The sequence below is a fragment of the Rhizobium esperanzae genome (assembly GCF_002204185.1).
In the GTDB taxonomy this organism is placed as follows: domain Bacteria; phylum Pseudomonadota; class Alphaproteobacteria; order Rhizobiales; family Rhizobiaceae; genus Rhizobium; species Rhizobium esperanzae.
Genome location: NZ_MXPU01000003.1, coordinates 88,713 through 107,344, shown reverse-complemented (window position 1 = coordinate 107,344; position 18,632 = coordinate 88,713). Strand labels below are relative to the sequence as shown.

Genomic DNA, 18,632 nt, shown 5'->3' with positions numbered 1-18,632 from the left:
ATGACAGTCAACAGGACAAGCACAAGGGAAGGAACTTCAAATGCGCGTCTATTACGATCGTGATGCCGATCTCAACCTCATCAAGGCCAAGAAAGTCGCCGTCATCGGCTACGGCTCGCAGGGCCGCGCCCATGCGCTGAACCTGAAGGACAGCGGCGCCCAGAACCTCGTTATCGCTCTCAAGGCCGGTTCGCCCACAGTCAAGAAGGCCGAAGCCGATGGCTTCAAGGTGATGACGGTTGCCGAAGCCGCCGGCTGGGCCGACCTGATGATGATGGCGACGCCTGACGAGCTGCAGGCTGACATCTACAAGGCCGACATCGCTCCGAACATCCGCGACGGCGCTGCCATCGCCTTTGCTCACGGCCTCAACGTTCACTTCGGCCTGATCGAGCCGAAGGCTTCGGTCGACGTCGTCATGATCGCGCCGAAGGGCCCGGGCCACACGGTTCGCGGCGAATACCAGAAGGGCGGCGGCGTTCCCTGCCTCGTTGCCGTTCACCAGAACGCTTCTGGCAACGCGCTTGAACTCGCTCTTTCCTACGCCTGCGGCGTCGGCGGCGGCCGTTCCGGCATCATCGAAACCAACTTCCGCGAAGAGTGCGAAACCGACCTCTTCGGCGAACAGGTCGTTCTCTGCGGCGGCCTCGTCGAGCTCATCCGCGCCGGTTTCGAAACGCTCACCGAAGCCGGTTATGCGCCTGAAATGGCCTATTTCGAATGCCTGCATGAAGTGAAGCTGATCGTCGATCTGATCTATGAAGGCGGCATCGCCAACATGAACTACTCGATCTCCAACACGGCCGAGTGGGGCGAATACGTCACCGGTCCGCGCATCATCACCGAAGAAACCAAGGCTGAGATGAAGCGCGTCCTCAAGGACATCCAGACCGGCAAGTTCACCTCTGAATGGATGCAGGAATACCGGTCGGGTGCGGCCCGCTTCAAGGGCATCCGCCGCAACAACGACAGCCATCAGATCGAGGAAGTCGGCGCCAAGCTGCGCGGCATGATGCCCTGGATCGGCAAGAACAAGCTGGTCGACAAGTCGGTCAACTAAGCTGTTTCGCTAGCTTAAACGGGAGGTCGGGGTAAAAGCTCCAGCCTCCAGACTGCTCATAACCCCCGGCTGAGCCGGGGGTTATTTGATTCATTGCGACATGCTGAAGAAAGCTGCTCCCGGACCAGGAGGCGAGCTTCGGTTTGTTGGGAACGGAACTGGGGCTGGTCGGTTAGTGGGATCTATTCGATCTGCTTCAGGGATCAGATGTCTAAGACCGGAATTCTTACCTTTCATCGCTGCATAAATTATGGCTCCTATTGGCAGGCACGCTGTCTGGCCGAAGGCCTCGCGTCCATGGGAGTAGAAGCCGTTCTCCTGGAACACATGTCCGATCGCGTGAACCGCGCGGAATGGCAATGCGCGCTGCAACCGCTGCTTCCTGCCGCAACGCCAAGGGAAGACTACCCGCTCTACAAAGCGAAGATCCGGAAATTCTTTCACTCGTTTGCCAGCTTACCTCTTTCATCGCCTTTTCCCTTGGAGAACCCGGCCGCGATGAACGACTATCCGCTCATTGTCGTCGGCAGCGACGAGGTGTGGAACCTTCGCCATCCCTGGTATGGCGGGTATCCGCTTTTTTACGGCGAAGGCCTGCGATGCAGGCGGCTTGTCTCCTATGCCGCGACGTTTGGAAGTCTGACATTGTCGGAGCGACTGGAGGGGTGGGCGGAAAAGCTGCGAAAGTTTTCTCATATTTCGGTGCGGGACCTCCATTCGGAGCGGATCATCCACGAAACATTGGGACTGGAGCCCGAACTCGTTCTCGACCCGTGCCTGCAATTTCCACGGACGATGAACGCGAGCAGGGGTGACGGGGAGGCTGCAACCTATATAGCCGTCTACGGGCACAGTTTCCCCACGTGGTTTCAGGATGCAGTGCGGCGGTGGGCAGGAGACCGGGACTATCCGCTTGTCAGCATCGGCTATCGGAATGATTGGGCCGACGAGCAATGGATTGATGCCGGCCCCGAGGACTTCGCCATATTCATTTCCGAAGCAAAGGCTGTTGTGACGAACTTCTTTCATGGATGCGTGTTCTCGCTTGTCAACGAGAAGCCGTTTGCATGCGTCCTCTCCGATTACCGCTCCAACAAGCTTCGCGATCTAACGCAGCTCGTCCGAGCCGAACATCATGTGCTGACCGAAGATACGTCCCCGTCGCATCTGGATGTTATCCTCGGTAATCCACTTCCTACGGGTATTTCGCAGCGGATATCCTCCCTGCGCGATAGATCCAACGCCTATCTCAGCCATGCCTTGCAATAGCTCCGATCAAAAGAATCGGCTCGCGCCGGGCATTGCTCCCAAGGATATTGCAGGCTCCGGTTTCTGCATCGGCTGCGGCTCCTGTGTCGCAAGGTCAGCGCAACCTGATGTGCACATGGCTCTCGACCGGTACGGGCAAATGAAACCGGCAGGCCCGAAGACGTGGTTGCAGGGCGGTGATGAAGAATTTGCGCGAATTTGCCCGTTTTCGCCGGTGGCCCGGGACGAGGACGAATTGGCGGCCGAGTATTTTGCCGGTGCGAAAAATCGAGACCCTCTACTGGGGCGTTTCGAGGCCGCTTTTGTCGGCCATGTCGAGGAAGGGGAATATCGTTCGAACGGCAGCTCCGGTGGCATGGTCACCTGGATGGCGGCGGAACTGCTGCGCCTGGGGCTTGTCGACTGTGTTGCTCACGTCAAGGAGAGCGATGATCCGCAATCGGAAGGACGCCTGTTTCACTATTCGCTGTCGCGCAATCTGCAGGAACTCCAGGCAGGCGCCAAATCTCGATATTATCCTGTCGAGCTTTCCGGTGTGCTTCAGTCCATTCGTGAGGCGCCGGGCCGGTATGCCGTGGTCGGCATTCCCTGTTTCATCAAGGCGGTGCGACTGGCCTGTGCCGGTGACCCGGTATTGAAAGAGCGAATTGCCTTCACGCTTGGGCTGTTTTGCGGCCACATGAAAAGCGCGCGCATGGCCGAGAGCTTCGCATGGCAGATGGGGCAGGACATCAGAAAGGTTAAACGGCTCGACTACCGGAAGAAAACCCAGGATCGGCCTGCGAATTGGTATCGGGCTCAGCTGACACTCGAAAACGGAGAGACGTGCGCCCAAGACTGGTGGCATCTGGTCGATGGGGACTGGGGTGCGGGCTTTTTCCAGAATTCCGCCTGCAATTTCTGCGACGACGTCGTTGCAGAAACGGCCGACATCGCTTTCGGGGATGCCTGGAAGGAGCCCTACTCCTCTGATGGAAGAGGAACGAACGTGGTGATCGTCCGCTCAAATGCACTTCTGGATGCGATTCACGCGGGGATCGCTGAGAAGAGGATCGCACTGTCTTCTGTCGATTCCGACTTTGTTATAGCCACACAGGCCGCCGGGTTCCGTCAGCGTCGCGAGGGCCTCGCATTCCGGTTGAGCTGGCCGCGTATGGGTATGCGCCCGCGCAAACGCGTCCGTGCCGGCAGCCATGGCCTGTCTCGGCAGCGCATGGCGGTCTACATCATGCGCTATTGGATCAGCTTTTGGAGCCATCGCGTCTTTGCGATCGCCGTTTTCTTGCACAGCCCCAGACTTTACATTCTGTGGGCTCGTGCTGCCTTGGCATGTTATCAGGGAGTCGCTTATTCCCGGGGGCCGATCGGCAGGATAGCCCAGAGCCTGGGTTTAGCCGGCTCCGAGGGACGCACGTGATTCAAGCCCCAGCACTTGGGCTGCTGACTTGGCAACGCGCGACGCATATCCGCTATCCCTGCGCGGGGCGTAACGTTCGACCATTTCTTCGCAGAAGCCGGCAAATTCTTCGGGCACCAAGGGCGGACTGGTATGGTGGGGCGCAATACCTCTATGCTCCGGCGTGAAGCAGAATGTCACCGTTACGTCGAAATCTTCGAGGGCTTGCATCTGTCGGTCGAACCACTCGAGGGCATTGGGCCGGAATCGGTCCGCCCAGGAAAGCCCGGTGCGCACAGATTTCACGCCCAACCGCCTCATCCAGGCAGCAGCCTCATCCAACCGCGGGTCATCAAAGTGGAACCATTGCACCAGCCCGAAATCAGGCGTGTGTTTGGCAAACTCCTCAAGCGCCGGTTTGGGCGTCCCGTCTTCGCGCAGAATGCCCATATAGTAGTGCCGGTAATAGGAGGAGCCTTCGGCTTCGCGATGACGCGTTGTTGCCTCCCATGATCGAGGGAGGTCGTAGAGGCTGTACCATTGGCAGCGCTCGACTTTGCCCTTGAGCAACTCGGCAGTTCTTTGCAGGCCCCACAACTGCACTTCCTCCGCGCCGAAGGTCGAGACGCCCACTTCGCTGACCCAGATCGGCAGATCGGTGACGGCGCGTATTTCGTTGATTTTCTCCGGCCAGTCATGAATCTGCCAGAGGTTCCAGTCGAGCGGGAAACCATGCAGCGCGACGGCATCGAGGTGATCGAGCACGCCGTAATTCTTCATGCGGCTGATGAAGAAAGGGTCGATTGGGGATATTCCGCCGAGCACCTTCGTCAGTTCCGGATTCTTGGCTGCGATGGCATCGGCCGCCAGGATTGCCATTTGCGCAAACAGGCTCCATTCGGGATCGATCTCAGGATCCCAGTGCGATTTGTTGTTCGGCTCGTTCCAGATCATTGCAGCTTCAATCATTTGAATTCCCCGGGCAGGATTTAACGAACGGGTTACAAGGTCACTTCGTTGAGCGTCATCACTTTTGCACCCCAGCCGCCGATCACAACCGTCGTGACCGAGGCGGGCGCAATATCAAATCTCGGCCAAGCATCGAGCGGCAGTCCCAGAATATGACTGACAGCCGCCTTGATGACATCGGCATGGGACACAAGAGCTATTCGCTTCTCATTCCCGCCGCTGGTCAGGCTCTCCATAAGGCCGAAAATTCGGGTCTGGACCTCCAGCATGGTCTCGCCTCCTGGGGTGCGGGTGAGGCTGCGTGTGTTATTCCAGCGGCGCCACAGGGGATCGTCATTGAGAACGTCGAACGTCTTTCCGGACCAGTTGCCGAAATTCACCTCGTCCAAAGCATCGTCGGTTCGCGGTAGAGACAGGCCACAGGCTGATGCGATACCTTCTGCCGTCTCCCGTGTTCGCTCGCGCGGGCTGGTATAGATCTCATTGATGTCCTCGCGCCGCAGCCTCTGCCCGAGACGCTGAACTTGCGAGCGGCCGGCTTCGCCAAGCGAGATACCGGCTGTACGGCCCGCCAGGAAATTCCCGACATTGTCGTGCGCGGCGTGACGTACCAGGAAGAACGTTGCCGTCATTCCGCGGCTCCGCGCAGAACATCCTCCTGGTCATCAATAAAATTCTGCGTTCGGCGGCGGGCCTCGTAATCGGTGAATTGTTGCGGCGGCGATTTCATGAAATAGCTCGACGGCCCTGTCAGAGCTCCGCCCAAGCCCCGGTCGAGGGCCAGTTTCGCGCAGCGTATTGCGTCGATGACCACGCCGGCGGAATTAGGCGAGTCCCACACCTCAAGCTTGAGCTCTGCGTTGAGCGGCACGCCGCCGAAAGTGGTGCCCTCGAGCCGGATATAAGCCCATTTCCGATCGGTGAGCCACGGGACATGGTCACTTGGTCCGACATGGACATCGTCTGCAGGAAGCGGAATATCCAACTGGCTGGTGACGGACTGGGTCTTGGAGATCTTCTTCGATTCCAGCCGCTCGCGCTCCAGCATATTGAGAAAATCTGTGTTTCCGCCGAAATTGAGCTGATAGGTGCGATCCACACGGACCCCCCGTTCGCGGAAGAGATTGACGAGCATTCGGTGGACGATCGTTGCCCCCACCTGGCTTTTGATATCGTCGCCGATGATCGGCAGCTTTCGGGCAGCGAACTTCTGCTGCCATTCCGGTTTGGAGGCTATGAATACCGGGATGCAATTGATAAAGGCGCAACCCGCCGCCAGTGCCTGTTCGGCGTACCACTTCGTTGCTTCTTCCGAGCCAACGGGAAGATAGGAAACCAGCACGTCCGTTCGGGTTCGCCTGAGGATTTCCACCACGTCCGCCGGCGGCTCCGTCGATTCCTCGATCCGATCCTTAAGATACTTCCCTATCCCATCCATCGTCCTGCCGCGTTTCACCTCGACGCCAAGCGGAGCGACGTCTGCGAAACGTTGCGTGTTGTTTGGCTCGGCGTAGATCGCTTCCGCGACATCGCGCCCTACCTTTGAAGCCGCAACATCGAAGGCTGCGGATATCTCAATATCGTGTACGTGATATCCGCCGAGATCAATGTGCATCAGGCCTGGAACCGGCTCGTTTTCCCGGGCGTTATCATAGTAGGTAAGTCCTTGAACCAATGACGAGGCGCAATTGCCAACTCCCACCAATCCAACGCGAATGGATTTCGAACGCATGGTTCCCTCCAGGGGCTTGCTCAGGCATCTACAAAGCTAACAAGCGGGAACTGCGACGGTTCCCGACCTTCCCGTTTTTTTCGGTCGCGTCTGACGATGATCCAACCAGCTCGGACGGGCATCGCTGCAAAGAAGGAGAACGGGATGCTGGTCTACGGCGATGTCGAGCACATCGAGAACGCGGCAGCAGTACGCGCATCGATTTCAAGAATGATGATGGCGTGCATCGAAATGCAGCCAAGCCGGCAGCGCCACGAAACGCTAATTCGAGCGTTTATCCTGACTGGAGAACTGGTTCAGGGATTGGCCGATCAGGAATTCGGGAGAAAAGGCGCGGACGATATGTCCGAGCTTCAGGACGCAGGTGCGAAACTTCTGCGCATGCAGGCACGAGCGATCATGCAATCGTGGCGAAACGGTTTTATCGGCATTTTGTCCTTTCCAGAGGATTGGGCAGCAAAACTCGAATCTCTCGCCAGTGCCGATCCGGTGCGGATGAAGCGCGCCGAGGGCTACGCCTTTTATGCTTTGTATCCCGAGAGCTATATCGAGGCGGCTTCGATCTCAAATTTGACGCCTAAAACAGTCGTCATCGGGATACGAAGCATCGGGACCGGACTCGCGGCCTTGGTTTCGGCAGCCTTGGGTGCCGAGCCGGCCTATTCGCTGCGCCCGACTGGTCACCCCTTCGAGCGGCACGTACGCGTCACACCGGCTTTTTCCAAGCGCATTCTTGCCGACCGTGACACCGATTTCGCCATCGTCGATGAAGGGCCGGGGCTGTCGGGGAGCTCGTTTGGCTGCGTTGCGGACTGGTTGCAGGCGAACGGCGTGGTGCCTGATCGGCTTCACTTTTTCCCGAGCCACACAGGTGAACCGGGCCCGCATGCAAGCGAGCCGCATCGGACCCGTTGGCGAGATCGGCCACGCCATGTCGTCAGCTTCGACGATGTTGCCCTGAAGGCCCAAGATCCTAAACATCGTCTGCAGACATGGGCGGCCGATGTTGTCGGAGGCGAGCGTTCGTCGTGGCGGGACCTGTCCGGTGGCGCATGGCGCGATGTTCGGTATCGCGATCCTTCGCATTGGCCACCGAGCTATATGCAGATGGAAAGACGGAAATTCCTGATGGAAGCCGAAGGAGGGGCATGGCTTGTCAAATTTGCCGGGCTTTGCGGGAGCGACGTGGACAAGGCCAGAAGAGGCTCTTTGCTGAGCGAAGCCGGCTTTATTCCTAGGATTGCCGGCACCTGTTACGGATTCATTGTCGAGGAGTGGCTGGATGGAACACCCCTCGACCATAGCGGTGCAAGCAGGCGCGACATCGTCGATCACCTCGGTTGTTATCTCGGTTTTCGTGCCCGTCACCTCCCGGCACGAAACGGCGGCGCGTCGATTCAGAAACTGTATGAGATGGCTGTTTTCAATATTGCGGAAGCGGGGGGATCGGACATGGCGGAAAAATTGACGTGCATGATAGGCACGCCCGAGCGGCTAGCCGGACGATTGCGACGGGTCGATACGGACAACCGGCTTCACTCATGGGAATGGCTGACGACCACCACCGGGCGCATCATGAAGACGGATGCGCTCGACCACAATGCGGCCCATGATCTGATCGGGTGCCAGGACATTGCCTGGGACGTCGTGGGTGCCTGCGTGGAATTCGAATTCTCGAGCAAGGAGCGCGATCGTCTTGCCGATCTCATCAGTCGGGAAGCGGACTGCGATCTGCGGGACGATGTGCTCAAGTTTTTTGAGCCCTGCTATCTCGGTTTTCAGATAGGCCTGTGGTCGCAGGCCAGGGCCAGCGTCGATGGCGCCGAGGCGGACCGCATTGAAAATACCATCAAACGTTACCTGGACCGCCTGCGGCAATTGATCGGACCCTGACTGCGAAGCAGTCTGGATCGGAAAATTTTTCAGCAAAGTGACGGAGGCGGCTCCGCCATCGGATGGCGGCTTCCATGTTCCACCAGATAAACTTCCCGTTCTGGATTAGCACGAATGACAAACCCGGCGCTTCTCAGCATCGCTTCGACCGCCGCCTTGTTCGGAATGAACCAATTTGTGGGGTCGCCAGCGTAACGTTCTTCCACGAAATACACTTTGGGAAAGCCGCGCTGCTCAAATATCGTCGTGTTGAAAAAGTCGTAATTTTCGCTGAGTGCCGCGACTTCCTCTTCACCCCGCTGCATGCATTGAAACAGCATCTGGCCGCCGACGACATGCTCATGCAGAAGGTCGAGTGCCAGCAGCGGATGACGCAGGTGATAAAGAACACCCATGAAAAGGACCAGGTCAAATCTCTCCTTCAGTTTTTCCACCTCGTACACCGACATCAGCTTGAAATCGATATCCTCACCTGTCTGTCTGGCTGCGAACTCGGCTTGCCTGAGATAATGCGGGTCGGAATCGATTCCGACGACCCGTCCGGCATTTCTTCTCTTCATTTCAAGTGAATAGAATCCGGCGTTGCAGCCGATGTCGAGAACGCTGCATCCCTGGAGATCTTCAGGCACGACCTGCTGAAAATGGGCCCATTTGAAGGATGGATAGTCACCGAGGAAATGATCCGGCGCGGTCTGAACGCCGTTAATTCGCAGATTGTGAAACCACGGCCTCAGGGCTGCGATGTCGTTTTCCAGTCGAGCCTTTTCGTTCATTCCGTACTCCGATCCGCAATGTCGATCATTGCTTCGACTGCGCCGCCGAGGTGTGTGTCCGGTTACGTTTGAATTTTCTGATCGCCGACCGTATCTGCTCGACGGACCGGGGGCCGATCCCCGCGAGCTCGAGGAGTTCGGCGTTCTTCATATCTGCCAATTGGCTCATTCGGTGAACCCCACTTCTGGCGAGCGAACGGGCGATCCATCCAGGGAGACAGGTGGTCAATAAGGGATCTTCGGTATCTCCCCCTCCAATCTTCGTCCGCTTTTGAGATACCTGCGGCATGTTCAGCTTTAGCCGGCTTCGTCAGATTGTGGCCGAACCCTCTTGATGGTTTTCGGTTCCCGCTGAAGAAGAAAAACCCGCCAATTGTGTGCGAGATTGTCCTTCTCGGCCCACCAAAGATCTCTGGACTGTGAGCTTAATCATGGGAATTGTTCGACGGATTGGTGTTGGGCGGCATATCTCCCGGACGGATGATGCGCGAATTACCGGTGTCTGGCGCCGGCTCCACCATCTCGGTGTCGCCGACGGGAGGGGGCCTGAGTTCGCCGTTGCATTCGTCCAGTTTCTTGGAGAGATCTTGATGGTCATCCGTTGAACCGCGGCCCTGGTTTGGCTGTGACGGGGCGACACATTTGTCAGGCGGCGCCTGCGCGTTCGCTTGGAGCGGTAGGGGAAGGATCGCCACGGCGAGCGACAGCGCGCTGAGGAGTCGTTTGAACTTCCGGGATGTGGTCGGCATGCCTGAAATCTCCGTTTGGTGTTTATCCAGATGTCGTCTCGGTCCTTCTTCGAATTCGGCCTCCACCAAGTCTTTAGGGGCCGGCCGCAGGGGCAATCTGCATCTGCACAGGCTGAAACTTGTCCTGCACTCCGGAAAGTGGCTCCTGGCCGGTCAAGCGCTCGTCGGCCGAGGCCTGATGTCCCTGGGTTTGGGCGGTCGAATTCGTCGTTTCCATTGCTACGCCGAGGTTCGAATCGAAAGTCCGCGCCGTTTTCGAATTCGTCGAGCCTTGGGGATTCCCCGACATTTGGTCCGTGCCAATCGGCTGCGGCGTGACTTTGCCGTCGGATGAAGCGACGCGCCAAACGGTATTGCCGGCATCATCGGCAACAAGCAGCGCTCCTGTCCCATCGATCCCCACTCCGACCGGCCGCCCTTTTGCCTGATCACCCTGGATAAAGCCTGTGACGACGTCCTGCGCCTTGCCAGATGGCCTGCCATTCTGGAATGGTACGAAGATAACTTTGTAGCCATTGAAGCTATTCCGGTTCCAGCTGCCGTGCTCGCCGATGAAGGCGCCGTTGGCGTATGCGGCCGGCAGCGCGGAATTCATGGAGAAGGTCAATCCGAGCGCGGCAACATGGCTGGACAGGGCGTAGTCCGGCCGGATTGCCTTTTCGACCATGTCGGTTCGTGTCGGATGAACGCGAGCGTCGACGTGGTTGCCGTAGTAGCTCCACGGCCAGCCGTAGAAGCCGCCGTCCTCCACAGAGGTCATATAGTCGGGAACGAGGTTCGGGCCGAGCTCGTCACGCTCATTGACGACAGTCCAGAGCGCACCCGTTTCGGGATTGAAGGCGAGACCGTTCGGATTGCGCAGACCGGAGGCGAAAACGCGGGCGGCGCCGGTCTTCCGGTCGACCTGCCAGACCGCGGCACGGCCTTTTTCTGCTTCGAGCCCGTTCTCGACGATGTTGGAATTCGATCCGACCGAGACATAGAGCGTCTGGCCGTCGGGGCTGAGGGCCAGATCCTTTGTCCAATGATGATTGATCGGGCCGCCGGGAAGCGGCGTCAGGATTTTCGGCTGCGCGGCAATCTCGTTCCGGCCGAGTTCGTAAGGGTAGGCAAGGATGGCGCTCGTCGTGGCGACGTAAAGCGTGTTGTCTATCCAGGCAAGGCCAAAGGGGGAATCGAGCTTCTTCAGCAAGTCATGGCGTTCGTCGACGGTGCCGTCGCGATTGGTGTCACGCAGCAGGGTAATGATATTGCTCTCTTTCTGTTCACCGCTGCCGCCGTGGGCGATCGACATGATCCAGCCGCGGATGAGATCCTTCGGCCGCGAGGTCGGTTCGCCGGTCGGGCCGCGGGACTGGACGACGAGCACGTCGCCGTTTGGCAGGGTATGGACCGTGCGTGGATTGGCGAGGCCATTCGCATAGGCACTGATCTTCAAGCCGTCGGGAACGGCAGGCGTCTCTCTTTCCTTCCAGCCGACCACTTCCGCGACCTTGAGATCAGATATCAGGGAGGAAGATGGCTCAGGCAGAACCGGATTCGGGCCGATCTGCTGCGACAGATCGAATTCGGCCTCCTGCGCCGACGTGCCGAATCCGAGGAAGAGCGATAGAACCGAGGTGCCGAGAATGAGGGACCTCATCATCATCATATCCTCCAGGTCAATCTGGTATATTTGCGGGCGGAAACGGCGGCTACCACCAAGCAAAGCGCTGATGTAACGGCCGAGAGCGTCAGCCCATAAGGAACCACGGCGGTCCATCCGTCGCCGGCATGGACAAGGCTGTTCAGGAAGGCGAGGGCGAGGATGATCAGGTAGAGAAGCACAGACGGGAAAGCCGATCGCAGCGGACGGGTGCGAGGCCGCGCAAGGTCAATCAAACCAGCCAGGATCGCAATCACGCCGAACACCAGGCCGGCACACAACAGCCAGGCGGAGAAGTTCTGCCACATGAGGTTGTTGCTCTGCCAGAAGGCGATATCGGTCGCGAGCGCAAGCGTGAAGCAGACGAAAGGGAACGGGACGAAGAGCGACTGTATCGGATAGGCGGTCGCGTCTCGATCGTTGCGGGAAAGTACAGCCATGGCATGCTCCGAGCGGCAAGAGCGCAGATATGCGATCCAACCGTGGAGGCAGCGGATAGTTCCGTTGCAGCGGCACCGGTTTGTCGATCGCCTCCTCGGCGAAATCGCGAAATAGCGGCGGCCGCCTTTCGCGTTGCACTACCGGAATGACAATGTGGGGGCACTACCCTCTGTCGGTCATTCCTGCGACAGACAGAGGAATGACGGAGGGGGCGGCGTTTCACCTGAAAGCGCGACGGTGCCAGATCGCCGGCGAACGGGGGCGAAGCGCCGACCTTTATCGTTGCGCACTCACGATGAGCCAGCGGGTCGGCTTGCCGTCATATCCGCCACCATCGCTTTCCTCGACGGCGAGGTTGCGCCAGCCGGCTGCCGTCAGAAGCGCCGACAGCCAATCGGCGGATGGATAGTTGTAATAGCGCCCGAAGCCATCATGCCCTTCGGCTTCTCCCGATTTGAAGCTTGCGTGGAGGATGCCGCCGGTTCTGAGCGCGCGGTGGATACGGGCGAAGATGTCGGGCAGGGTCGATCTCGGGACATGAAGGAGGCTCGCTTCGGCCCAGACGCCGTCGAACGCGGCCTCGGCGTTGATATCCTCAAACAGCATGACACTGACCTTCCTGCCGATTCGCGCCTCGGCCTGTGCCGCGAGTTCGGGTGAGCCGTCGGTTGGCGTCACGTCGAAGCCTTGAGAGAGCATGTAGGCGCTGTCCTGGCCGCCGCCGCAGCCAAGTTCGAGGATCGGGGCCCCCGGCGCAAGTTGGGCAAGAAAGGCGTCGAGCTTCTGTTTCGGCAGGCTGCGTGCGCGGTTGGCGTATATCTCTGCGTTGTTGTCGTAGAAGGCGGAGGTGCTGTCATGGGGCATGGGGGGCTGCCGGTCCGGGTCGTCGGTTGGATTGGAGATGTCTTTCGGCAAGCCGGTCGGCGCCGATGATGTCGATGACGAGGATGCCGTCGGGTATTTCCCGGTAGAAGGCGACATGGCGCATGTGGAGGAGGCGGCGCAGGCCGGCGCCGAGCGTGTCGCACTCGTCGCCCATGGAGGGCACGCGCGAAAGAAGCATGAAAATCCGGTCCCAGTCGAGAAGGTAGGCATCCGCCTGCGCCTCGCCGAAATGCAGATTGGCATATTCGTCGATGCCTGACAGTACGGCGTCGGCCGTTCGGGTCAGCCTATAGGTTGATGTCACGCAGCTTCACCTTCGTTTCCAGCAGGATATCGGGAATGCGCCGGTCGCTGATACCGCTCTCCTCGGCCTCCCTCAGGATCTCGCGCAGTTCGTCGTCGTCGAGCCTGCGATGGTCCTGGTCCGTCACGATAAGCTCCGCCATGAATGCGCCGGCGCTGTCGTATCTGCCGCTTGCGACACGGCGCGCGATGTAATCCGCCAGATCATCCGGAAGCGAGATCGTCATTTTCGCCATTGAATTCGCTGCCGTCCGTGCGTGCCGCTTCAGCTGTCCCTGATGCCCGTTACCATTCCCCACCCCGTGATAGAAGCGTTGCCCCCCGCAGTCGAGCGCTTGGGTCACACGGCGGTCAGTCTTCTTATCGATGTGACGGCACGTTCGAGATTCTTGAAACGCGTCGCAAGTCAGGATGTCGGCGTCGTGGCGCTCGCGATCGCGTAAATGACCGCATCGGCGGCGGCGAGTTTGAGAACTGCGGCCAGCCCGATGGCTTTGCGGGCGAGACCGAGAGCGGCGCCACCATGTCGGTGTTGGCGCCGCCGTTCGCGTGAAAAGTTTGAAGTTCAGGCCGGGATGAGGCGCGTCCAGCCGTGCTCATCGTTCGTTACACCCTTTTGTAGACTGACGAGCTGCTGGCGCAGTTCGCTGGTCAGCTTGCCGGTCTGTCCGTCTCCGACCAGAAACTCGCCGCCGGCATGTCGAACCAAGCCTATGCCCGCCAGGACTGCGGCAGTGCCGCAAGCGAAGGCTTCGACGAGCCTGCCGCCGGCGGCATCCTCTTGCCATTCCGCGAAGGAGTAGGGACGCTGCTCCACGCGCAAGCCCCTTTCTTCTGCGAGCACGATGACGGAAGCCCGGGTGATGCCCGGCAGGATCGTACCGCCAAGGGGCGGGGTCACCATCGATCCATCATTCATCACGAAGAAGACGTTCATGCCGCCGAGTTCTTCGACCCAGCGATGCTCCGCGGCGTCGAGGAAGACGACCTGATCGCAACCCCTCTTCGACGCCTCGGCTTGCGCCACGAGACTGGCTGCGTAGTTTCCGCCGCATTTTGCAGCGCCGGTGCCGCCGTTGGCTGCGCGGGTGTATTCGGTTTCGACCCAAAGAGAGACGGCCTTCGCGCCGCCCTTGAAGTAGGCGCCGACCGGTGAGGCGATGATGCAGAAGACATATTCCTGAGCCGGACGAACGCCGAGAAACGCCTCGTTGGCGAACATGAAGGGGCGAAGGTAGAGGCTGGCGTCGCCGGACGGAATCCAGGCCTTATCGACGCGGACCAGTGCTTCGACCGCCTTCAGGAAGAGTTCTTCGGGCACAGGAGGCATCGCCATGCGGGTCGCCGACTGCGCGAAGCGGCGTGCGTTCTCTTCAGGCCGAAAGAGCAGAATCCGGCCATCGTCTGCCTTGTAGGCTTTCATGCCCTCGAAGATTTCTTGAGCGTAGTGCAGCACGGCGCTCGCAGGATCGAGCTCCAAGGGCCGCCTGGGCGTAACCTTCGCATCGTGCCAGCCCTTGTCGGCCGTCCATCGTGCCAGGATCATGTGATCCGTGAAAATCTTGCCGAAGCCGGGTGCCTCCAGTGCCTGGATTCGGTCGGCGTCAGAGACGGGGGACTTGTGGAGTTCGATTTTGATTTCAGGAGAGGCCGACGTTACGGTCATTGCTGGCACCTTGATAGTAAATTGAATAGTGGCGGCGACACTACCGCCGCCGAGCCGGTCTTGGAAAGGTCTGAAGCAGCGGGTTTCGGCTTGATCAGAGGAATAATCGCTCGATGTGGTCGACGTCGAGCAGCAAATTCAGAATCGAGCGCCGTCGATCGTCGCTGGCGTCACCATCAAGTGAATCCGCGACATCAGCGCGAATTTTGCACCAAGGCCCTTGGAAATAAGATCTCCGACTTGTCACCGTCACAAGAAAATAGGTCAGCATTGTTGACATAATTTCCGCCGCATGGTTTGTCGGCGATATAGAAAATACGAGGAAACCTCCATGCTGAACTGGGACACCATGTTTGCGTCGCGCTCGTCGCGCATGCGCGCATCCGAAATCCGCGAGCTCCTGAAGCTTCTCGACCAGCCCGACATCATTTCCTTTGCCGGCGGCATTCCGGATCCGGCGCTGTTTCCGGCCGAGGAATTCCAGCGGGCCTATGCCGGTATTTTTTCGGGTGCGGCCGTCAACTCGGCGCTGCAATATTCGGTCAGCGAAGGCTATAAGCCGCTGCGCGAATGGCTGGTCGAGCAGATGGGTGCGCTCGGTATTCCCTGCGGACTCGACAATGTCTTCATTGTCTCAGGCTCGCAGCAGGGGCTCGATTATCTCGGCAAGCTCTTCCTGTCGCCCAATGATACCGCGCTCGTGACCTGGCCGACCTATCTTGGCGCGCTGCAGGCCTTCAACGCCTATGAGCCGGCCTATGACCAACTGACGCCGGGCGGCAACCGGACGCCGGAATCCTATCGCGCGGCGGCTGCCGCCGCCGGCGGCAAGGTGAAATTCGCCTATCTCTCCGCAGATTTCTCCAATCCGACCGGTGAAACCGTCGATCTCGCCGGCCGCAAGCGGGTGCTGGCACTTGCCGAGGAGCTCGACGTCGCCGTCATCGAGGATGCGGCCTATCAGTCGCTGCGTTATGACGGCGAGCCGATCCCGCCGATCCTGGCGCTGGAGATCGCCGAAAAGGGCCATATCAACGATACGCGTACGATCTATTGCGGCAGCTTCTCCAAGACGCTGGCGCCCGGCCTTCGCGTCGGCTTCATCGTCGCCAATGCGCCCGTCATCCGCAAGCTGGTGCTGATGAAGCAGGCGGCCGACCTGCACTCGTCGACGATCAACCAGATGGCGATATCGGATGTTGCCGCGCGCGGTTTCGACAAACAGGTCGCCAAGATCAAAGCGGTCTACAGCCATCGCCGCAACTGCACGCTGGCGGCGCTTGAGAAATACATGCCCAAGGGTACCAGCTGGACGAAGCCGGAAGGCGGCATGTTCATCTGGATCACGCTGCCGGAGGGCATGGACGGCGCCAAGCTGCTGGCGAAATCGCTCGAAACCGCCAAAGTCGCCTTCGTGCCCGGCAAAGCCTTCTTCGCCGACGGCTCCGGCGCCAACACCTTCCGCGTCAGCTTCTCCTGCGCGAATGAGCAGATGATCGAGGACGGCATCAGCCGTTTGGGTAGGTTGGTTGCTGAGGAGATTAGCGGGTGAACTGGAGCAGGTGAGGGAAGGGGCGAGACTTGGCTACATCCCCCTTCTCCCCAGCGGAGAGAAGATGCCGGCAGGCAGATGAGGGGGCGACGAGAGGAGCGAGTGCGCTGAGCGCAGGCGAAGTGCAATGAATGTCGTGCCCCGCGGCCCCCTTGTCCGACCCTTCGGGCCACCTTCTGCCCGCTGGGGTGAACAAGGGAGCAAGGCGCTTGCTCACGTTTTCACAACAGACGTTCCAGAAAACGAGACGTTGCCTCTTCCCGAGCAAGTCCGCTTTTTATTGCTGGAGATGCGCGCCGAAAAGCTCGAGGTCGGCTTCGCCGAGCCTGTCGCTCGCCGTGTTCAGCTGATGCCAGTAAGGATAGATCACCGGCGGCAGGCTGACGGCGTCGAGGCGCTCGCGCTCCTCACCGGTGAGTTTCAGCTCGGCAGCGGCGATGTTGTCGCGGAACTGGGCTTCGGTGCGCCCGCCGATGATGACCGAAGTGACGGCCTTGCGGCCGATCAGCCAGGCGAGCGCCACCTGTGCGGCCGAAACGCCGCGCTCCTCGCCGATCGCCACCAGCGTCTCGACGATGTTCCAGAGGCGATTTTCGTCACGGATCGGCGGTTCGGTCCAGCCGGCGAACTGGCGCGTGCCTTCGGGGGCGGCCTGGTTGCGGCGGTGTTTGCCGGAAAGCAGGCCGCCGGCGAGCGGGCTCCAGACCAGCACGCCGAGGCCCTGGTCGACCGAGATCGGCAGCAGTTCGTATTCGGCGTCGCGGGCTTCCAGCGTATAGTGGATCTGTTGGCTGACGAAGCGCTGGTAGCGGTGCTCGTTAGCGATGCCGAGCGCCTTCATGATGTGCCAGCCGGAATAGTTCGAGCAGCCGACATAACGCACCTTGCCCTGCCGGATCAGCGTGTCGAGTGCTTCCATCGTCTCTTCGAGCGGTGTCTGGCCGTCCCATTCATGCACCTGGTAGAGATCGATGACATCGGTCTTCAGGCGCTTCAGGCTCGCCTCGCACTCGCGGATCAGGTGATAGCGCGACAGGCCGCGGTCGTTCGGGCCGTCGCCCATGCCGAAGCGGGCCTTGGTGGCGAGCAACACGCCCTGTGGCCGCTTGCCGGCGAGCGCCTCGCCGATGATGTTTTCGCATTCGCCTGATGAATAGACGTTGGCGGTGTCGATCAGATTGATGCCGGCGTCAATGCACATATCGATCATCTTCTTAGCCTCGGAGACGCCGAGATCGCCGACCATCTTGGCCCAGCCGACGCCGCCGAAGGTCATCGTGCCCATGGTCAAAGTCGAAATCTTCAGGCCGGAACGGCCGAGCAGACGATATTCCATTGAAACTCCTCCTCGAAATGCGATTGACGTAACGCATAGCGGGGGAATGACAAGAGCAGGTTTATGCTTGGGTGAAAACCGCTCATGCCTGATGCTGTCCGGTTAAAGACCCCGGCCCAAACCCCTCCCCACAAGGGGGAGGGGCTTAAACTGCCGCACCCGCAAAATCTTTGGTCTTTCGGGAGGAGCGAGAGGGTGCCCCCAAGTTAGTCCCTCCGCCTTGTTGGGAGGGTCGCCGGACGCAGGGCCTCACGATGAAAGCCTTACGTTCCGTTACTGCCGCGCGAGAATAATCAACCGGTTGGCTTCGACGAAGCCAGGAGATCCGATGTAGCAGGATTGAGGACGACGCGGTGAGAAACGCCCTCGGTCAGCTCGCTTCCTTGTCCTTCTTGTGAATATTGTCGCGGAGCGAAGCGATCGTATCGCGAATCTTGCCGACGGTCTCGACGTCGAGACCGACGGCTTTGCCGATGCAATCGAACACGTGGGTGGCGCGGCTCTTGAGGGCCTGCCCCTTCTGCGTCAGGCGCAGAAGCACCTGGCGCTCGTCGGCGGGATTGCGATTGCGGGTGACGAGACCGACATTTTCCAGCCGCTTCAAGAGCGGGGTGAGGGTGCTGGAATCAAGGAAAAGCGTTTCCCCGAGATCCTTCACCGTGCGGTCGTCACGCGCCCATAAGGCTGTCATGACGAGGAATTGCGGGTAGGTCAGATCCAGCTCATCGAGCAGTGGGCGGTAAAGCTGGTTGAAGGCATGGCCTGCCGAATAGATTGAAAAGCAAAGCATTTCATCGACTTTCGGCACGTCGGCGAGATCATTCGTTGGGGTGTCTTTCATCACACTCTCCTCCCACCTCAATATAATTTGTGCGCGATCTATTTGCAAGCTATTGACGCTCGGCGTGTTGTCTTCTACTTAGATCGCGCACAAATAAATCGCTTGAAAACAACATGTCGAAG

Annotated in this window: 19 protein-coding genes; 5 read left to right on the top strand and 14 right to left on the bottom strand. The window is 59.5% G+C overall.

Annotation, left to right across the window (positions count from 1 at the left end; genetic code table 11):
• The first annotated feature begins 40 nt into the window (after positions 1-40).
• The 3 genes from ilvC to B5E41_RS04895 all read left to right on the top strand — a co-directional run bounded on the left by ilvC (position 41) and on the right by B5E41_RS04895 (position 3,746).
• Entirely contained in the window at positions 41-1,060 is a 1,020-nt protein-coding gene (gene ilvC / locus B5E41_RS04905) for a ketol-acid reductoisomerase (RefSeq protein WP_004668557.1), read from the top strand.
• Positions 1,061-1,267: 207 nt separating this feature from the next.
• Positions 1,268-2,329 (top strand): polysaccharide pyruvyl transferase family protein, encoded by a 1,062-nt coding sequence (locus tag B5E41_RS04900; protein ID WP_088391530.1) that lies wholly within the window; start codon positions 1,268-1,270, stop codon positions 2,327-2,329.
• Positions 2,330-2,444: 115 nt separating this feature from the next.
• Positions 2,445-3,746: a Coenzyme F420 hydrogenase/dehydrogenase, beta subunit C-terminal domain gene (locus tag B5E41_RS04895; RefSeq protein WP_088391528.1), complete on the top strand. Its 1,302-nt coding sequence runs from the start codon at positions 2,445-2,447 to the stop codon at positions 3,744-3,746.
• On the opposite strand, the gene B5E41_RS04890 is transcribed toward B5E41_RS04895, so the two are convergent.
• Genes B5E41_RS04890 through B5E41_RS04880 form a run of 3 tightly spaced genes read right to left on the bottom strand, consistent with a single transcriptional unit; the run spans position 3,720 to position 6,426 of the window.
• Positions 3,720-4,694, bottom strand: coding sequence for a beta-xylosidase (locus tag B5E41_RS04890; protein WP_088391526.1), 975 nt, complete (start codon positions 4,692-4,694; stop codon positions 3,720-3,722). The genes B5E41_RS04895 and B5E41_RS04890 overlap by 27 nt on opposite strands.
• Positions 4,695-4,726: 32 nt before the next feature.
• Entirely contained in the window at positions 4,727-5,326 is a 600-nt protein-coding gene (locus tag B5E41_RS04885) for a histidine phosphatase family protein (protein WP_088391524.1), read from the bottom strand.
• Positions 5,323-6,426 (bottom strand): inositol-3-phosphate synthase, encoded by a 1,104-nt coding sequence (locus B5E41_RS04880; RefSeq protein WP_085859969.1) that lies wholly within the window; start codon positions 6,424-6,426, stop codon positions 5,323-5,325. The genes B5E41_RS04885 and B5E41_RS04880 overlap by 4 nt, the downstream gene beginning before the upstream one ends.
• Positions 6,427-6,570: 144 nt before the next feature.
• Here B5E41_RS04880 and B5E41_RS04875 point away from each other — a divergent pair, with 144 nt between their 5' ends.
• Positions 6,571-8,319 carry a hypothetical protein gene (locus B5E41_RS04875; RefSeq protein WP_088391522.1) on the top strand — a complete coding sequence of 583 codons (1,749 nt, stop codon included), beginning with the start codon at positions 6,571-6,573 and terminating at the stop codon, positions 8,317-8,319.
• Positions 8,320-8,348: 29 nt separating this feature from the next.
• Here the strand turns inward: B5E41_RS04875 and B5E41_RS04870 are convergent, their stop codons facing one another.
• From B5E41_RS04870 to B5E41_RS31605, 9 genes are all read right to left on the bottom strand, one after another.
• A complete protein-coding gene (locus B5E41_RS04870; RefSeq protein ID WP_088391520.1) occupies positions 8,349-9,092 on the bottom strand; it encodes a TIGR04290 family methyltransferase in 744 nt (247 codons plus the stop codon).
• 425 nt (positions 9,093-9,517) lie between these two features.
• Positions 9,518-9,841, bottom strand: a complete 324-nt coding sequence (locus B5E41_RS04865) for a hypothetical protein (protein WP_088391518.1) — start codon at positions 9,839-9,841, stop codon at positions 9,518-9,520.
• A 73-nt stretch (positions 9,842-9,914) separates the two neighbouring features.
• On the bottom strand, positions 9,915-11,486 hold the full coding sequence (locus B5E41_RS04860; RefSeq protein ID WP_088391985.1) for a PQQ-dependent sugar dehydrogenase: 1,572 nt from the start codon (positions 11,484-11,486) through the stop codon (positions 9,915-9,917).
• Positions 11,487-11,488: 2 nt separating this feature from the next.
• A complete protein-coding gene (locus tag B5E41_RS04855) occupies positions 11,489-11,926 on the bottom strand; it encodes a DUF2231 domain-containing protein (RefSeq protein WP_088391516.1) in 438 nt (145 codons plus the stop codon).
• A gap of 277 nt (positions 11,927-12,203) precedes the next feature.
• The gene (locus B5E41_RS04850; RefSeq protein ID WP_088391514.1) at positions 12,204-12,791 is read right to left on the bottom strand and encodes a class I SAM-dependent DNA methyltransferase; all 588 of its coding nucleotides are present in this window, start codon (positions 12,789-12,791) and stop codon (positions 12,204-12,206) included.
• On the bottom strand, positions 12,781-13,116 hold the full coding sequence (locus B5E41_RS04845) for a type II toxin-antitoxin system RelE/ParE family toxin (protein ID WP_088391512.1): 336 nt from the start codon (positions 13,114-13,116) through the stop codon (positions 12,781-12,783). The genes B5E41_RS04850 and B5E41_RS04845 overlap by 11 nt, the downstream gene beginning before the upstream one ends.
• Complete coding sequence (locus B5E41_RS04840; RefSeq protein ID WP_088391510.1) at positions 13,100-13,351, bottom strand: ribbon-helix-helix domain-containing protein; 252 nt, start codon at positions 13,349-13,351, stop codon at positions 13,100-13,102. The genes B5E41_RS04845 and B5E41_RS04840 overlap by 17 nt, the downstream gene beginning before the upstream one ends.
• Before the next feature lie 329 nt (positions 13,352-13,680).
• Positions 13,681-14,781, bottom strand: a complete 1,101-nt coding sequence (locus B5E41_RS04830; protein ID WP_088391508.1) for a branched-chain amino acid aminotransferase — start codon at positions 14,779-14,781, stop codon at positions 13,681-13,683.
• Positions 14,782-14,875: 94 nt separating this feature from the next.
• Positions 14,876-15,052, bottom strand: a complete 177-nt coding sequence (locus tag B5E41_RS31605; protein ID WP_176439339.1) for a hypothetical protein — start codon at positions 15,050-15,052, stop codon at positions 14,876-14,878.
• Positions 15,053-15,112: 60 nt separating this feature from the next.
• On the opposite strand from B5E41_RS31605, the gene B5E41_RS04825 reads away from it, so the two are divergent.
• Positions 15,113-16,333 carry an aminotransferase-like domain-containing protein gene (locus tag B5E41_RS04825; RefSeq protein ID WP_088391506.1) on the top strand — a complete coding sequence of 407 codons (1,221 nt, stop codon included), beginning with the start codon at positions 15,113-15,115 and terminating at the stop codon, positions 16,331-16,333.
• A gap of 277 nt (positions 16,334-16,610) precedes the next feature.
• Here B5E41_RS04825 and B5E41_RS04820 read toward each other — a convergent pair whose 3' ends face one another.
• Together B5E41_RS04820 and B5E41_RS04815 are read right to left on the bottom strand one after the other, a co-directional pair.
• Positions 16,611-17,669, bottom strand: a complete 1,059-nt coding sequence (locus tag B5E41_RS04820; protein ID WP_088391504.1) for an aldo/keto reductase — start codon at positions 17,667-17,669, stop codon at positions 16,611-16,613.
• Positions 17,670-18,039: 370 nt separating this feature from the next.
• Positions 18,040-18,510, bottom strand: a complete 471-nt coding sequence (locus B5E41_RS04815; protein ID WP_088391502.1) for a MarR family winged helix-turn-helix transcriptional regulator — start codon at positions 18,508-18,510, stop codon at positions 18,040-18,042.
• Positions 18,511-18,632: the final 122 nt, after the last annotated feature.

What these genes read in the sequence shown, in the direction of transcription:
- B5E41_RS31605 (WP_176439339.1), bottom strand. Translation starts at nt 15,052, where the DNA reads ATGCTGACCTATTTTCTTGTGACGGTGACAAGTCGGAGATCTTATTTC.
- B5E41_RS04880 (WP_085859969.1), bottom strand. Translation starts at nt 6,426, where the DNA reads ATGCGTTCGAAATCCATTCGCGTTGGATTGGTGGGAGTTGGCAATTGC.
- B5E41_RS04890 (WP_088391526.1), bottom strand. Translation starts at nt 4,694, where the DNA reads ATGATTGAAGCTGCAATGATCTGGAACGAGCCGAACAACAAATCGCAC.
- B5E41_RS04875 (WP_088391522.1), top strand. Translation starts at nt 6,571, where the DNA reads ATGCTGGTCTACGGCGATGTCGAGCACATCGAGAACGCGGCAGCAGTA.
- B5E41_RS04830 (WP_088391508.1), bottom strand. Translation starts at nt 14,781, where the DNA reads ATGACCGTAACGTCGGCCTCTCCTGAAATCAAAATCGAACTCCACAAG.
- B5E41_RS04900 (WP_088391530.1), top strand. Translation starts at nt 1,268, where the DNA reads ATGTCTAAGACCGGAATTCTTACCTTTCATCGCTGCATAAATTATGGC.
- B5E41_RS04850 (WP_088391514.1), bottom strand. Translation starts at nt 12,791, where the DNA reads ATGCCCCATGACAGCACCTCCGCCTTCTACGACAACAACGCAGAGATA.
- B5E41_RS04885 (WP_088391524.1), bottom strand. Translation starts at nt 5,326, where the DNA reads ATGACGGCAACGTTCTTCCTGGTACGTCACGCCGCGCACGACAATGTC.
- B5E41_RS04815 (WP_088391502.1), bottom strand. Translation starts at nt 18,510, where the DNA reads ATGAAAGACACCCCAACGAATGATCTCGCCGACGTGCCGAAAGTCGAT.
- B5E41_RS04825 (WP_088391506.1), top strand. Translation starts at nt 15,113, where the DNA reads ATGCTGAACTGGGACACCATGTTTGCGTCGCGCTCGTCGCGCATGCGC.
- B5E41_RS04840 (WP_088391510.1), bottom strand. Translation starts at nt 13,351, where the DNA reads ATGGCGAAAATGACGATCTCGCTTCCGGATGATCTGGCGGATTACATC.
- B5E41_RS04870 (WP_088391520.1), bottom strand. Translation starts at nt 9,092, where the DNA reads ATGAACGAAAAGGCTCGACTGGAAAACGACATCGCAGCCCTGAGGCCG.
- B5E41_RS04855 (WP_088391516.1), bottom strand. Translation starts at nt 11,926, where the DNA reads ATGGCTGTACTTTCCCGCAACGATCGAGACGCGACCGCCTATCCGATA.
- B5E41_RS04860 (WP_088391985.1), bottom strand. Translation starts at nt 11,486, where the DNA reads ATGATGAGGTCCCTCATTCTCGGCACCTCGGTTCTATCGCTCTTCCTC.
- B5E41_RS04865 (WP_088391518.1), bottom strand. Translation starts at nt 9,841, where the DNA reads ATGCCGACCACATCCCGGAAGTTCAAACGACTCCTCAGCGCGCTGTCG.
- B5E41_RS04820 (WP_088391504.1), bottom strand. Translation starts at nt 17,669, where the DNA reads ATGGAATATCGTCTGCTCGGCCGTTCCGGCCTGAAGATTTCGACTTTG.
- B5E41_RS04895 (WP_088391528.1), top strand. Translation starts at nt 2,445, where the DNA reads ATGGCTCTCGACCGGTACGGGCAAATGAAACCGGCAGGCCCGAAGACG.
- ilvC (WP_004668557.1), top strand. Translation starts at nt 41, where the DNA reads ATGCGCGTCTATTACGATCGTGATGCCGATCTCAACCTCATCAAGGCC.